Source organism: Methanobrevibacter sp. TMH8 (genome assembly GCF_020148105.1).
Lineage (GTDB): Archaea > Methanobacteriota > Methanobacteria > Methanobacteriales > Methanobacteriaceae > Methanobinarius.
Window position 1 is genome coordinate 68,698 of record NZ_JAHLZE010000001.1, and the last position, 15,771, is coordinate 84,468.

The 15,771-nt window shown below is 26.3% G+C and carries 12 protein-coding genes and 1 tRNA gene; 1 reads left to right on the forward strand and 12 read right to left on the reverse strand.

What is annotated here, in order from left to right:
• Positions 1 to 188: 188 nt before the first annotated feature.
• On the reverse strand, positions 189 to 674 hold the full coding sequence (rimI, locus tag KQY27_RS00335; protein ID WP_224424590.1) for a ribosomal protein S18-alanine N-acetyltransferase: 486 nt from the start codon (positions 672 to 674) through the stop codon (positions 189 to 191).
• Positions 675 to 948: 274 nt separating this feature from the next.
• On the opposite strand from rimI, the gene KQY27_RS00340 reads away from it, so the two are divergent.
• A complete protein-coding gene (locus tag KQY27_RS00340) occupies positions 949 to 1,266 on the forward strand; it encodes a multidrug efflux SMR transporter (RefSeq protein WP_224424591.1) in 318 nt (105 codons plus the stop codon).
• An 867-nt stretch (positions 1,267 to 2,133) separates the two neighbouring features.
• Here the strand turns inward: KQY27_RS00340 and cobK are convergent.
• The 11 genes from cobK to KQY27_RS00395 form a co-directional block, all read right to left on the reverse strand.
• Entirely contained in the window at positions 2,134 to 2,994 is an 861-nt protein-coding gene (gene cobK, locus KQY27_RS00345) for a precorrin-6A reductase (protein WP_224424592.1), read from the reverse strand.
• 132 nt (positions 2,995 to 3,126) lie between these two features.
• Positions 3,127 to 5,730 (reverse strand): cation-translocating P-type ATPase, encoded by a 2,604-nt coding sequence (locus tag KQY27_RS00350; RefSeq protein WP_224424593.1) that lies wholly within the window; start codon positions 5,728 to 5,730, stop codon positions 3,127 to 3,129.
• A gap of 453 nt (positions 5,731 to 6,183) precedes the next feature.
• Positions 6,184 to 7,158, reverse strand: coding sequence for a CPBP family intramembrane glutamic endopeptidase (locus KQY27_RS00355; protein WP_224424594.1), 975 nt, complete (start codon positions 7,156 to 7,158; stop codon positions 6,184 to 6,186).
• A gap of 106 nt (positions 7,159 to 7,264) precedes the next feature.
• Positions 7,265 to 7,714 carry a UPF0146 family protein gene (locus tag KQY27_RS00360; RefSeq protein WP_224424595.1) on the reverse strand — a complete coding sequence of 150 codons (450 nt, stop codon included), beginning with the start codon at positions 7,712 to 7,714 and terminating at the stop codon, positions 7,265 to 7,267.
• Between the two features lie 396 nt (positions 7,715 to 8,110).
• Positions 8,111 to 8,195, reverse strand: a tRNA-Ser gene (locus tag KQY27_RS00365).
• Between the two features lie 198 nt (positions 8,196 to 8,393).
• The gene (gene rpsJ, locus KQY27_RS00370; protein WP_224424596.1) at positions 8,394 to 8,702 is read right to left on the reverse strand and encodes a 30S ribosomal protein S10; all 309 of its coding nucleotides are present in this window, start codon (positions 8,700 to 8,702) and stop codon (positions 8,394 to 8,396) included.
• Between the two features lie 95 nt (positions 8,703 to 8,797).
• Entirely contained in the window at positions 8,798 to 10,039 is a 1,242-nt protein-coding gene (tuf, locus tag KQY27_RS00375) for a translation elongation factor EF-1 subunit alpha (protein WP_224424597.1), read from the reverse strand.
• 355 nt (positions 10,040 to 10,394) lie between these two features.
• Entirely contained in the window at positions 10,395 to 12,590 is a 2,196-nt protein-coding gene (locus tag KQY27_RS00380; protein WP_224424598.1) for an elongation factor EF-2, read from the reverse strand.
• Positions 12,591 to 12,692: 102 nt separating this feature from the next.
• Positions 12,693 to 13,253, reverse strand: a complete 561-nt coding sequence (locus KQY27_RS00385; RefSeq protein WP_224424599.1) for a 30S ribosomal protein S7 — start codon at positions 13,251 to 13,253, stop codon at positions 12,693 to 12,695.
• Between the two features lie 19 nt (positions 13,254 to 13,272).
• Entirely contained in the window at positions 13,273 to 13,698 is a 426-nt protein-coding gene (locus KQY27_RS00390) for a 30S ribosomal protein S12 (RefSeq protein WP_042703270.1), read from the reverse strand.
• A gap of 1,123 nt (positions 13,699 to 14,821) precedes the next feature.
• Positions 14,822 to 15,628 carry a class I SAM-dependent methyltransferase gene (locus tag KQY27_RS00395; RefSeq protein ID WP_224424600.1) on the reverse strand — a complete coding sequence of 269 codons (807 nt, stop codon included), beginning with the start codon at positions 15,626 to 15,628 and terminating at the stop codon, positions 14,822 to 14,824.
• Positions 15,629 to 15,771: the final 143 nt, after the last annotated feature.

The window sequence follows — 15,771 nt, forward strand, 5'->3', positions numbered from 1 at the left end:
TTTTGCAATTAATAGAATTTAAAGTATACTATTTTTAAAAATTATAGAAAAAATATAGAAAAAATATAACATATTTCTATAAAAATATTACTGAAATAAAAAAAGAATATAATAGAAAATAAAAATAAAAAATAAAAAAATAAAATGGATATAAAAGTATTAATATATATGAATAAAACAGAAAATTATTATTTATCAATATCATCAAGAATATGATTATTATCAATATCTTCAGTGTCTTCAAAAAAGTTAAAATACATTTTAAAAGCATCAGACCCATCTTCATAATAGTTTGAAACTTTCCTATCTATTTTAAATCCAATAGATTTATAAAAATCAACTGCTTCCTTATTATGAGTTTTGACCTCTAATGTTATTTTATAAATATTAAAATCAATAAACCTAGCCATAGCTGTATTGATTAATTTTGAACCTACTTTTTGTCTTTTATAGTTTTGATCTACAGCTAATGAAATAATATGCCCTCTATCTTCTTCTACAATCCAAAATAAGATATAACCTACTATATAATCCCCTATTTGAGCTACTAAAAAACCTGTTCCAAAATCAAAAAGTTGTTTAAGTATATTAACATCATAAGGATTAGAAAAAGACATATGTTCTATTTCATGAACTCTACGAAGATCATTTGGGCGAAATTCTCGAATTATCATACTAATGCCAAAACAATAATTAATGCCAAAACATCATTTTATTAGTAAATTGTTTATATATTTATATAAATTTATTTTTAGTAATTATTCCTTATTATATTATTCCTTATTATATATTTCATTATTATATATTTCGAACTACAATTTTAATATCATGTTAATGTCATATAATACTCTAAGATGCCCCAATAATCTAATACTGTAAATATTTTAATAAATATCAGATAGAAAATTATGTAAAAATTTATATTAAATAAAAAATATAGATAATAGGATGAATCCATGGATATATCTCATAATTGCAGGAATTGCAGAAATCGGATGGGCACTTTCACTTAAGTTCTCTGAAGGTTTTACTAATACAATCATGTCAATATCAACTGTAATTATTATGGTTATAAGTATAGTATTTTTATCTTTTGCTCTAAAAGAAATACCAATTGGAACAGCTTATGCTATATGGACAGCCATAGGTGCTGTTGGAGTAGCTATTGTAGGAATGATATTTCTAGGAGAAACAAAAACATTAATCAGAATTTTTTGTATTATGCTAGTTATCGGAGGAATAATTGGTTTAAAAATTTCTGGATAATGAAAATAAAATCTATAATATATAAAATCTATAATATAATATAATTTATAAATAAATGTGCAATATCATAATTGTATTATATTTATATAAATTATAAAAAATGTAGGAAAAAATATAAGAAATATAACTTTTTTAGAGAAATGGATAAAAATGATTTAATATTTAAAAAACAGTGAAAACAGGCATATTTTTGTAAAAAAATGAATAATATATAATATAAATAGATTTTACCCTATTTATCACTGAAAAGATTAATATGAAATCATATACTCAGTTAAAAAAAGACATTATAAGTAGTATTTTTGTAAAATAAGCTATTTTTAAACTGATTTTGATAAAATAAACTGTAAATCATAGAGATGTTGATGATGTTGATTAAATTCCTTTTAAGGTCTCTTTATTTGCTAAAAAAACCGCAAATCAAAGGTATTTTTCAAAATTAAAACAAAACCTTTATATACTATGCAGAATTAATAGAAGAAGTGAAGTTAAATTACATAGCTATAAGAATTGTAAAATGTGATAAATTTTATAAGAGTTATTTATCTATCTCTTTTTCAATTTTATATGTGATTTAAAGATAATTGTTTGTGAGGCGGATCAATCAAACACCAAATAAAAAGAACATCTAATGATGTTTCTTTTTATTTTTTTTAAATATTTATTTTTATAAATAATAGTATAATTTTAACAAAATATTATATTTTTGAATGTTCTCTATTCTATTTAAAAAAAACTCTTTCAATTTTAGAAGAAATAACATAATTTAACAAAATCATTATTTAAAAACTATATTTAAAAAAAAATATTCTATTTAAAAAATATATTAATCATATATTTTATAATCTAATATTTTAAAGTCATAGATTATAAAATATTTTCTAAAGAAATTTTTAATTGATCTATATCATTAATAATGAACTCATTTTCTAATTCTTTTATCTTTGGTCTATTAACTAATATAACAGCTATTTTTAGGTCAATAGCAGCAGCTATTTTTGAATGAACTCCTCCTATATCCCCACTTTCTTTTGTAATAATAACTTGAGTATTTAATTCTTCCATTAAGGCCTTATTAAATTTTTTTGAGAAAATACCTTGCATTGCAATTATATTTTCACCATAAATTCCAAGATTGTTACATTTTTCAATAGAAGATTTAATTGGAAGCACACGGACAAAAAAGTTTTTTTTATCAATTTTTGATTTTGAAGATGAAAGAATAGATTCTATTGTATTTACTCCAGCTAAATGAAGAATATTATTATTAAAAAAATTAGTAGATATTAAATCTCCTGCTTCTTCAAAAGAATCAACAAAATATATATTATTACTATGGTTTTCAAAATTTGAATAATCAGTTCCAGGCCTTTCAAAACGAATATAAGGAATATTAGCTATTTTTGAAGTTTTAATAGCTGTTGATGTTACATGAGATGCAAAAGGATGTGTAGCATCGATAAAAACATCAAAACCATTTTCATCAAAATAATTATTCAAAAGATTCAATATTTCAGATTCAGACAATGGTTTATCAACTACATCATCAGATCCTGCTTCTTTAGCTAATTTTCCACCGTAATTGGTAGTTGTTGTAGTTAATATATATGATGAATTATAGGTTTCTTTTAAAAATTTAATTATATTAATAGAATCCTTAGTTCCACCCATTAAAAAAACTCGTAAATTAGAGAACTTGGACTCTAATTTACCTACTTTACTATTCATAATCCACCATTAATTAAGTCATTCATTGAAATAAATTATTTAATTAACTAATCAAACATAACCAAATCATAGCATTATTGGTTTATTTCTGATATTTTTTAATATTTAATTAATTCAATTATTTTAGAATTATTATCCATTACCAACAATTCTATTAACTATTCTATCAGAAATAAAAATAATTCCTGCTACAATAACAATCAATATCCATTCCATAGGTCCAATAGCTGTTGTTCTAAATATTCCTTGTAAATAAGGAAGATAAATTACTAGTAATTGTAGTATGAATGAAGCTAAAATAGCTATCCAAAAGAAGCTATTTTTCTCTTTTGAATTAGCTCGATTATTAATTGCATTAAATAATTGATACATTACAAATACTGTGAAAGCAACTGTAGTAGCTAAAGCTATATTATCAGTAGTACTTAATTCATAGAAATATAAAGCTAATGTACCTACAGCCATTACAATACCTGCAAAAATTATTTTCATTAGAGTATTTTTAGATAATATGTTTCCCTTCTCAGGAGCTCTGTCCATTATATTCTCTTCTGCACCTTCTGTACCAAGAGATTGAGCTGGAGGCCCATCCATTATAATGTTTATCCAAAGTATTTGTATTGGATTAAATGGAACTGGTAAGCCAATTATAGAGGCAGAAACTATAGTAAGAATAGCTCCAACGTTAGTTGAAACTTGGAACTTAACAAAACGCTTTATATTATCAAAAATCTTCCTGCCTTCACGAATAGCTTGAATGATAGTTGCAAAATTATCATCTTGAATAATCATATCAGCTGATTCTTTAGAAACATCTGTTCCACTACCCATAGCTACACCAATTGAAGCTTTTTTAAGTGCAGGAGCATCATTAACCCCATCACCAGTCATGGAAACAACATTTTTATGTTTTTGGAGAGCTTCTACAATCCTAACCTTTTGTTCTGGATAAACTCTTGCATAAACTTGAACATCTTGAACCATGGCCATAAATTTGTCATCATCAAGTCCTTCTAAATCAGCCCCAGTTAAAACCTTACCATCAGTTAATATTCCGATTTCTCTTGCAATAGAAGAAGCAGTAGATTGATGGTCACCTGTAATCATCACAACTTTTATTCCAGCTGTTTTACATGATGCAACTGCATCTTTAGCTTCTTGTCTCGGAGGATCCATCATCCCAGCTAACCCAACAAAAACAAGATCTTTTTCAACTTCTTCTGGATTTTCTATTGAATCCTTATTAGAAATATCGATTTTTTTATAAGCAAGTGCCAAAACTCTAAGTGCAGAATTTGTCATCTCATTGATATTATTTCTTACAGTTTCCTTTGTTTCTTCATCAATAATTTCAATGTTTCCATTATTATCTATATATTTACACATATCTAGAATTATTTCAGGAGCACCTTTAGTAAAAGCATATAAATTTACATCAGGAGATAAAGAATTATCATTTTCATTACTCTCTAATTTTTCATGAATAGTGGTCATTCTTTTTCTAACACTATCTAAAGGAATCTCTTTAATACGAGGATAAGTTTTTTCAATTTCTCCTTTTATATAACCATTGTCTTCACCATATAACATTACTGCAGCATCAGTTGGATCACCAATGATTTTTCCATCTTTTATTGAAGAATTATTACACAATGCACAGATTTCAAGAGCTTTCTCTTGATTATTTAATCTAGCATCTCTTACAGTCATTTTATTAAGAGTTAAAGTTCCAGTTTTATCAGTACAAACCACAGTACAAGAACCAAGAGTTTCAACAGCTAAAAGTTTTCTAACAACAGCATTAGATTTAGCCATTTTCTGCATACCTAATGCAAGAGTAAGAGTAAGAATTGCAGGAAGCCCTTCTGGAACTGCAGCCACAGCTAAAGAAACAGCAGTCATGAATGTACTAACAATATCATGCCCTTGGAAATATTGAAGTGCAAAAACAAGTGAACAGATAACAATAGCTATTAGACCTAATGTTTTACTTAAATAGGCAATTTTTTCTTGAAGTGGTGTTTCACTTTCTTCTTCCTGAATCATTTCAGCTATTTTACCAATAGAAGTTTCCATACCGATAGCTATTACAACACCAATACCTCTACCTGAAATGACATTAGAATCCATATAAGCAAATCTTTTTCTGATATTTTCATCATGAGAACTTTTATCAATATTTAAGATAGCATTTTCATTAAATTTTTCACCAATATCACTATTACTATCCTTTAAAACAGGTAATGATTCACCAGTTAGAGAAGACTCATCAATTTTTAAATCAACTGTTTCAATCATGATAATATCAGCAGGAATTTTATCTCCTTCTTCTACAACTACAATATCTCCTATTGTAAGTTCGCTACCAGGAACTTTTTCAAATTCCCCATTACGTTTAACAACAGCTTCTGTGGAAACAAGACTTTTAAGTTTTTCCATAGCTTTTTCTGCACGATATTCTTGGATAAAACCAATTATTGCATTTAATAGAACAACAATTACTATTACAACAGAATCTACCCATTCTCCAACAAAAAATGCAGCTATTGCAGCTACTATTAAAAGTGCAATTAAAATATCAACAAACTGCATTAAAAATAGTTTAATTGGATGATCTTTTTTATCTTCAGCCAATTCATTCTTACCATATTTAGCTAAACGTTCATTAGCTTCTTCTTGAGTTAAACCATTAAAATTAGTTTTATATTTATCCAAAATCTTTTCTAAACTAGTCATTGAATCCCTGATTCCTTATAATTTATTAAATACCAAATTGAACATTTTAGTGAAATATATAATATTAACATGGATGATTTTCATATATTATTTTCAATTTATTAATCTAAAACTTAAAGATATATTATTAAAAATAAGAATACAAAATAAATATATTTTTCATAGTTTTTATATTTTTATAATTTTATAATCATTCATTTCTATAATTCCACAACTCTACAATTCTATATTATCAAACATTATATATTTTATTACTTTATAAAACATTCATTTCTATAATTCTACAATTTTTTATTTTATAATTTTATAATTTTTAATTATATATTATATATAATTATTTTATAAATATTATTCAAGTTAAATAGATAAAATATATAAATAAAAATAGAAAAAAATAAAAAATGTTTAAAAATTAATGAATTGAAAAATAAAAGGTAAAATAAAAATTAAAAATTATAAATTGTGTTTAGTATCCAAACCTTTTAAAATCTTTTCTTTTTTGTAGAAAAACAGAATTATAGCAAAAATTAGCAAAGCTATAACAGAAAATATAAAATCAATCAATGGATCAGTTAGATTAGTTGATTGAATTATAGTTTCAAAACTACCAAAACTTCCTTCAGAAGAACTTATAATGAAAGCAAAGAAGTTATTTATTAAATGAGCACCTACAGCCCATTCAATTCCATTAGTAGCTAATGTAGCAACACTAAAGATCATTCCCATCATAAATGTAATAACAATATTTGAAACCATGAAAATAGGGTCAGTTCCACCATTAATTATATGACCAAGAGAAAATACAAAAGAACTAATCAAAATAACAATTATTGGACTTTTAATTTTTAAACTGAGACCTTGATTAATATATCCTCTAAAAAATAGCTCTTCAAATAATACCTGAATAGGAATAGCCAATATAAATAATAATATAGTTAAATATAAATTCCCTATATTAAAATTAATATTAAACCCAGAAGGATCCAGAATAATTGAAATTAAAAGCATTACAATAAGAAATACTAACCAAATCAAAGCTCCTTTTATTATTTGTCTCCATCTTACTCTTTTAATCCAGTTTATAGTTTTTCCAGAAAATTCATCATATTTTTTTGAAATGTTAACTAGAGACATAAAATCTCTCTTATGGATAAGTTTTAAAGAAAAAAATAGGAACAACATAGAAAAAGAAAATGAAAAAAATGTCATTATAAAGAATAAATTAATATTAGATTCATAATCCATTATATAATTTATAAAATAATTTATATCAAAATTTCCAGAAGCAATAAAATAAGAAGCAATCAAAAATCCTAAGGTAAATCCTGCTATAATTTCAGCAACTCCCCAAGATAAGATAATTGTAATTAGATATCTCCACCAATTATTTTTACCTTCATTACCATTGTTTAAAAATTTGTTTAACATTCCAATCCCTATAAAAATCTATTTATTAAAAAATCTCTCAAATATATAAAATTTAATATTATTTTAACTAACAATACATTATATTAATCTAATAAATTGATTGAACTTATATTGATTGATAAAAAACTACTTTTTTATAATTAATAAGTTTCATAGATAAATTTAAATTTAAATCTTCATTAAATAATGGTTTAATAATCAAAATAGCTCCTGTTTTTTTAATAATATCAGAAATAAAAGGTTGTAATTCCTGTGGGGGCCTAATTGAATATATTATATCAGCACCATTATAAATTTCCATATTAGGATTAGTTATATCATCAAATGTAATATCAGAATTATCAGGGTCAATATCTGTAGCAGTGAATTCTATAATTTTAGAATCATACGTTTTTAAATAATCTGAAACATGAAAAAACTTTCCAATAGCTATTTCAACCACTTTACAGGAAGAATCCATCTTATTAACTTTGTTACTGAGCATATCATTACTTACACTATTAATATTCTTAGTATTACAGTGATTAATTATGTATTCTCCTAAATCATCCCACATAGTATCCTCATAATCATGAAAATATAAACTCAAATACAACAATGATATTAACAATAATATCATTATTATTTATTTTAATTATTGTTAATATCTGTATTTAAACCTTACTATTAATAATTATTATAAAATTATCATTAGAGGTATTTTTATAAGATATAAATAAAAATACTTGAAATAACAATAGAAATAATGAAATAATAATATTAAAATTAAATTTTACAATGGTAAACAATAAATGTTATTTAAATAATGATATGATAAACAAAAAATATATAATTTAATTAGAATTTTGTTTTCAAAATAAAATAACTTTCAACAAAAAAGAAAACTGAAAACAAAAGATAATAAAAATAATAAAAAAATAAGAATAATGAAAAAAATAAAAAATAAAAAACACGCCGAGACTGGGATTTGAACCCAGGCGGAGAAAATCTCCACAGGATCTCAAGTCCTGCGCCTTACCTGGCTAGGCTATCTCGGCATATATATTAAAATAATTATAAATTGAAATAATTAATAAAATATATAGCAATATAATTGAATTAGAAAACTACAATATATTTAAAATTAGTAAAACTTAGAAAAAAGTTAATAAAATAGCTAATAATAACTAATAATAGTTACTAATAGCTAATCTAATTAGCAAAAAACTTAGAATTAGTTATAAATATAGCTAAACTCATCCTTTAAGTTCTATTTCAATACTCACATTATCTGGAACATTGACCTTCATAACTTGTCTCATTGCTCTTTCATCTGCTCCAATTCCAACTAATCTTTTGTGGATTCTAAGTTCCCATTTTTCCCAAGTAGCTTTACCTTCTCCATCTGGAGATTTTCTGGTTGGAACTACTAATTTTTTAGTTGGTAATGGAATTGGACCTGAAAGATCAACACCAGTTCGTTCAGCAATCTTTCTAAGCTGATCACAAACAAAGTTAAGTTTATCTGGGTCGGTTCCGGTAAGTTTAATTCTCGCTTGGTGCATTCTCGCCCTCCAAAAAAATAAAAAATATAAAATTCCTTAAAATAAAAGAAAAAAAGTTTTGATTTAATTAATTAAATCAAAGCTGAATCATCTATCTATTTAGCAGGCTCAATATTAATACACATACCAGCAGCTACAGTTTGACCCATATCCCTAATAGCAAATCTACCCATATGAGGAATAGTTTTAATGTTTTCAATTACCATAGGTTTGGTAGGTTTAACTTTTACGATAGCTGCGTCCCCTGTTTTAAGGAAATCAGGGTTTTCTTCTGCTACTTGACCAGTCTTAGGATCTAATTTTTTGGTTAATTCTAAGAAAGTACATGCAACTTGAGAAGTGTGACAATGGAATACAGGAGTGTATCCAACAGTTATAACACCAGGGTGTTGTAAAACAACTATTTGAGCATCAAACTCTTTAGCTACAGTTGGAGCATCTTTGATATGTCCAGCAACGTCTCCTCTTCTGATATCGTTTTTACCTACACCTCTAACATTGAATCCAACGTTATCACCAGGTTCAGCTTCATCAAACATTTCGTGGTGCATTTCGATAGATTTAACTTCTCCAGAAGCTCCAGCTGGTTCAAATATTACATCTTCTCCTTTTTTCATTATACCAGTTTCTACTCTTCCAACAGGTACAGTTCCTACACCAGTAATAGAGTAAACATCTTGAATAGGTACTCTTAATGGTAAGCTAGTTGGTTTTTCAGGAGCTTTGAAGTCATCAAAAGATGGTATTAAAGCTTTTCCTTTATACCAAGGAGTGTTAGAACTAGGTTCAGAGATATTATCTCCTTCATATGCAGAAATAGGGATAAATGGAACTTCAGAAGGTTTGAATCCAATACCTGAAATCAATGCAGAAACTTCATCTTTAACTGCGTTAAATTTATCTTCAGCATAATCAACAAGATCCATTTTATTAATTGCTATAATTAATTGTCTAATTCCTAAAGTCATAGACAAATAAATATGTTCCTTTGTTTGTGGTTGAACACCATCAACAACATCCACTACTAATACTGCAGCATCTGCTTGAGAAGCTCCAGTAATCATGTTTTTAACGAAATCTCTGTGTCCTGGACAGTCCACAATTGTGTATTCGTATTTTGGAGTTTCGAATTTTGCATGAGCTAAATCGATAGTTACCCCTCTTTCTCTTTCTTCGCCGAGTTTATCCATGAGAAACCTAAATTTGTTTTCTCCTTCATCTAATTGCTGTTCAGCAACTGCTCCAGCTTGCAACAAAACGTGCCCTACGAGAGTTGATTTTCCGTGGTCAACATGACCAATAAATGCTAAATTTATATGTTCTTTTGCTTTTGCCATAATAAAAACCTCATTTTTAAATAATAATATATTATCTTAATATTTTCAGTTCTATCTGAATATTAAGCTAATATTTAGTTAAGTTTTTAGTTAAGTTAAATTTGAGTTAAATGTTTAACTTAATTAAATTTGAACTTTCCTATATAAAAACTTACCCATTATATTAATTAGTTATAACTAAACAATAGTTTAAATTAATTTTAATTTTGAATTTATTTTTGAATTTATTTTTTAAAATTTACTTTAATTTTATAATTTATTATAATTTATTTAATTTTTATAATATGAAAAAATTAAAAAAATAAAAATTAAAAAGATTATCCAATAATACAATTGGAAAATTATCCTATATAATTTATCCTATATAATGCTCAGGACCATAAGGTTCTGGAGATAATCCTTTTCTTTGTCTTATTTCTCTAATTATTTGTTTTTGCAATTCATTTGGTAATCTTTCAAAACCTGCATTTTCAGTAGACCATAAACATCTACCTTCAGTAGCAGATCTGATATCTCCTGCAAAACCAAACATTTCAGCAACAGGAACCTTAGATTCAACTGATGCCATGTCGCCTTCTTGTCCCATATCGACAATTTGACCTCTTCTGTTTTGGATTTCACGAGTAGCATTACCCATGTAGTCTTGAGGAGTATTAATAAATACTTTTTGAATTGGTTCAAGTAAAGTAGGTTGAGCCATCATGATTGCAGCGAAAACTGCTTTTCTTATAGAAGGAAGAACCTGAGCAGGTCCTCTGTGAACCGCATCTTCGTGAAGTTTTGCATCCATAAGTTTAAATTTCATTCCCATAGCTATTTCATTAGCTATTGGTCCTGAATCTAAAGCTGATTCAAAACCTTCAATTAAAAGTTCTCTAACTTCGTCTAAGTATTGGATACCACGAGTCATATTAAGGAATACACTTCTATTATGGACATCCCAAACTCTACGAGCTTCTTCTTTATCTAAACCAGCTTCCATAAAGGTTGTAGCCATTTCTTTTCCTTTGACTTTACCTTCTTTAATAGTTCCTTCACCAATTGCATCATATACAGACTGTTCTAAAGGTTCAACAGTAATATAGAATCTGTTGTGTTTGTTAGGAGATTTACCTTCAACTGGAGTATCAATTTTTCCAGCTACAGTTTCTCTGTAAACAACAATAGGCTCAGAAGTTTCTATTTCAACACCTTTCTCATTGATTCTGTATGTGATGATTTCTAAGTGAAGTTCACCCATACCAGAAATTAAATGCTGACCAGTTTCCTCATTAATATTTACATGAACAGTAGGATCTTCTTTAGAAACTTGTCTTAAAACTTCAATCAGTTTAGGAAGATCTTTAGTGTTTTTAGCTTCAACAGCAACAGTAACAACAGGTTCAGATATATGTTCGATACCTTCGAACTCTTTTATCTTTTTATCTGCATCACAGATAGTTTCACCAGCGATTGCTCCTTTAGCACCAGTTATTGCAACAATGTTACCTGCAGGAACTTTATCAGTATTAACTCTTTCTGCACCAAAGAATACTCCAACTTGTTGAGTTCTTGCTTTAGCATGAGAACCTACAAGGAATACTTCACTACCTTTTTCAATAGTTCCACCATAAACTCTTCCAGTTGCAATTTCACCCGCATGTTTATCAATACTAACATTAGTAACCATTACAGCTAAAGGTCCTTCAGAATCTGTATGAATCATTGTTTGACCTTCTTCACTTTCAATATCTCCATCCCAAATAGTTGGAACCCTATATTCTTGTGAAACTAAAGGACTTGGTAAATGCTTAACAACCATACCAAGTAAAACCTCAGTAATTGGTACTTCTTGTGCTAATTCTTTTTGTCTTTCTTCATTACAGTAATCTATAATATCTTTAAAATTAATTCCAGATTTCTGCATAATAGGAATATTTATTGCCCAATTATGATAAGCAGAACCAAAAGCAACACTACCATCAGCAACATCAACTTTCCATTGATCTTTCTTATCTTCTGGAGCCATTCCTTTAATAAGTTTATTTGCTTCAGCTATTATTTTAAGGAATCTATTTTGAAGCTCTTCAGGTTCGAGTTTTAATTCATTTATTAATCTATCAACTTTGTTAATAAATAAAACAGGCCTAACATTTTCTTTTAGAGCTTGTCTGAAAACAGTTTCAGTTTGAGGCATTATACCTTCAACAGCACAAACAACAACAACTGCTCCATCTACAGCCCTCATTGCACGTGTAACATCTCCACCAAAATCAACATGCCCTGGAGTATCAATTAAGTTGATTAAATAATCATTATCCTCAAATTTATGAACCATAGATACACTCGCAGCATCGATAGTGATACCTCTTGCTGATTCTTGTTCATCAAAATCAAGACTTCTTGCATCACCAGCTAGCTCCTCAGAAATCATTCCTGCGCCTGCAAGTAAGTTATCAGATAAAGTAGTTTTACCGTGGTCAATGTGAGCCACAATTCCTATGTTTCTGATAAATTTAGGTTGATACATTAATTCTTTAATCTTTTCAATCATTTTAGTACGTCTACTCACAACAATCACCTAAATATAAAATTTAATTGTAAATATATTGTTAAATATATTATAAAATATATTAGTTAATATAATAGTAGTTAAACTAATTAGTTAAACTAATTAATGTGCAGCTCTAGCTACTCTTTCTTTCTCTTCTTTTTTACCAATAGCAAAACTTCTTGTATCATGTTCAGAAGCGAGAATTAACTCATCAGCCAAACATTCAGCTACTGATCTCTTATTTTTGAAAGCAGATTGCAAAGTTCCTCTGGTTAAAAACCCTAAAGAAAGATCTACTCTTCTTTGTGGTGCAATATCAACAGCTACTTGGTAACCAATACCACCATATTTAATTCTTGTAGTTTCTTCACGAGGAGAAGTATTTTCAACTGCTTTAACAAGAATCTGAATAGGATTTTGTTTAGTTCTTTTGTTTATAATTTCAAAAGACTCTTTAACAATATTGTAAGCTTTATTTTTCTTACCAGAGTTCCTTTCAGTTCTCATAATTTTATTCATTAATCTTTCAACAATAGAAACTTTAGATTTAGCAAACTGTCTTCTAACATGTCTACCTAATGTATGAGGAACTAAAGTTTCATCTAAGCATATATAATTTATTAAACCTAAATCTTCGATTTTAATATCTTTTAGGTCCCATTTTTCAAAAACTTGACTCATTAAAATAACCTCTTTAACATTATCTTACTGGTTTTTCTATTTTACCAATAACCATTTGTTCTAAAGACACATTGTTAACTTTACTTACTTTCCAACGAACACCTGGAATATCACCCATAGATCTTCCAGAAGGTCCACCGATTCCTTCAATCATGACTTCATCGTGCTCATCAATAAAACCAATAGCACCATCACCTGGAGCAAATGCAGTTAATTGTTTACCATTTTTAATTAATTGAACACGGACACATTTTCTTATAGCTGAGTTAGGCTGTTTAGCTTCTATCCCAACTTTTTCAATAACAATTCCTCTAGCTTGTGGAGCTCCTTCAAGAGGGTCAGCTTTAACATCTAAACGTAAAGCTTTTCTTTTGTAATCCACATCTTTCCATTTAAAGTTTTGTCTGTTCTTTTTAAGCTTTTTTGCAGCAAAAAGTCCTGGCATAATTTATTCCTCTGTATATCCTTTTAATTGATTTAAAGTTGATATGTAAATCATTATTTATTTTAAATTTTATTTTAAAATTTAATCCAAAATTTATTTCAAATCTATTTCGAATTTATTTTAAATTATTTATTTTAACATATTAGCTAATATTAAAATATACTCTATCAATACATTATCTATCAAATTATATAATAATAGATATTGAATAGATAGATTATAAAATACATTTTATTTGATTCATACTAATTAATCAAATGATCGATTAACCAAGTACTAATCATTAATTAATTATTTCAGTTATTAAGTACTAATCATTAATTAATTATTTCAGTTATTAAGTACTAATCATTAATTAATTTCAAGTTAATTAATTAAAGTTAATTAATTATTAATTTAAATTAATATTTAATAGACATAGTAAGTATAATATGATTATAATAGTTCTAATTAAATACCAAACATCTATAAATAACGATAACACTAGCTATCAAATTAGATTATCAAACATTGAATGTAAAAAATAAGAATTAAATATCAATTAAATCTTAATGTATACAAATATCAATGGAAATATATCAATGGAAATTATTTATAGAATGGTTTGATGATATCATATATCATAAGAATTTTATTTCTCTAATGATACTATTATCACTAATATAAGGATAATTGACTCATAAGACACCAATTATAAGATAAATATACAAAATATAAGCCAGCCACTCATATCTTTAAATAAAAGATGTCAATAAAGGTTATTTCTTTTAAATGCAATTATTTGGATCTATAACAAAAAAGCACACAGAAGTTATAGTCTAAACTTAATTAAATCTATAAGATAATTAGATAAACTAAGTTTGAAAATTGTATTTTATTATTTAACATAACCATATCTATTATGATAATATATTGATAATGACCTTTATAAACCTTATGTTTTTACCATCTTTTCATAAGATTTTTATGAAAAAATAAAATATAATAAATAATTACCATATAAATCTTGATTTAGCTCAAGATAATATATTTTAATTATAGATTTAATTATTATTTAATTATAGATTTATTATATTATATATTTTAATTATAAATTTAATTATAAATATAAATTTATATAAAATTATTTCTTTTTGCCTATAAGAATATAGCTAAGTGGAAACTTATCTAAAAAATGTATTGAATCATTATTTGCCATTTCCAAGTTATACTCATCAAATTCATTTATCTCTATATTATTTTGTATTATAGCATTTAAAATATCAGATAATTTATGCATAAACCAAAAACATTCTTTTGCTTTATATTTAACTCCTCCAACATAATCTAATCCATCTTCATAGTTATAAGGGCCTTTATTGAAATATGAAGTCATCTCATGAAAATTTTGATCTTTAGGATTGAATCCATTCTCAAAAAAATATGCAAATGGATGCATTTCAAAAATCAATATTTTCCCATCTTTTTTCAAAAGTCGTGATATGACAGAAAAAAAATCATTTAGATTAGGAAACCATTGAAGTGATCCTTCAGAAATATAAATAAAATCAAAATAGCTATTATACTTATCATCAATTTCTAAAATATCAATTCTTTCAAATTCCACATTTAATTTTGATATTTCAGCTAATTGTTTTGCTTCTGATATAGCTACGTCAGAAATATCAAACCCTATTGCTTTTTTTGCCCCAAAATGCATAAGAGATAATAATTCTCTCCCATTATTACAAGGTATTTGTGAAATAATTTTATCAGAAAGATCTATAGTTTTTAATTTATCAAATAGTATTTCATCACAATCTCTATCAAAAGAAGTGAAATTAGGATCTTTAAATCCTATTTGTAATGAGTTATTCCTTGCTTTTTTATGATAATCTAATGCTTGATTCCAAGCAGCTCTATTTGTTTCACTGATATTCTTTTTGTTCATAATAATAAATATATATATTTTAATAATTAAAATTTATCATGAAAAATAAATTCAATTACTGATAATAAATTCAATTAATAAATTTAATATTATTAATAAAATTAATATGTATAAAATGGATGTATAAAATTAATTGTATAATC

Coding starts and splice junctions, on each gene's coding strand:
- rimI (WP_224424590.1), bottom strand. CDS start 674: ATGATAATTCGAGAATTTCGCCCAAATGATCTTCGTAGAGTTCATGAA.
- KQY27_RS00340 (WP_224424591.1), top strand. CDS start 949: ATGAATCCATGGATATATCTCATAATTGCAGGAATTGCAGAAATCGGA.
- cobK (WP_224424592.1), bottom strand. CDS start 2,994: ATGAATAGTAAAGTAGGTAAATTAGAGTCCAAGTTCTCTAATTTACGA.
- KQY27_RS00350 (WP_224424593.1), bottom strand. CDS start 5,730: ATGACTAGTTTAGAAAAGATTTTGGATAAATATAAAACTAATTTTAAT.
- KQY27_RS00355 (WP_224424594.1), bottom strand. CDS start 7,158: ATGTTAAACAAATTTTTAAACAATGGTAATGAAGGTAAAAATAATTGG.
- KQY27_RS00360 (WP_224424595.1), bottom strand. CDS start 7,714: ATGTGGGATGATTTAGGAGAATACATAATTAATCACTGTAATACTAAG.
- rpsJ (WP_224424596.1), bottom strand. CDS start 8,702: ATGCACCAAGCGAGAATTAAACTTACCGGAACCGACCCAGATAAACTT.
- tuf (WP_224424597.1), bottom strand. CDS start 10,039: ATGGCAAAAGCAAAAGAACATATAAATTTAGCATTTATTGGTCATGTT.
- KQY27_RS00385 (WP_224424599.1), bottom strand. CDS start 13,253: ATGAGTCAAGTTTTTGAAAAATGGGACCTAAAAGATATTAAAATCGAA.
- KQY27_RS00390 (WP_042703270.1), bottom strand. CDS start 13,698: ATGCCAGGACTTTTTGCTGCAAAAAAGCTTAAAAAGAACAGACAAAAC.
- KQY27_RS00395 (WP_224424600.1), bottom strand. CDS start 15,628: ATGAACAAAAAGAATATCAGTGAAACAAATAGAGCTGCTTGGAATCAA.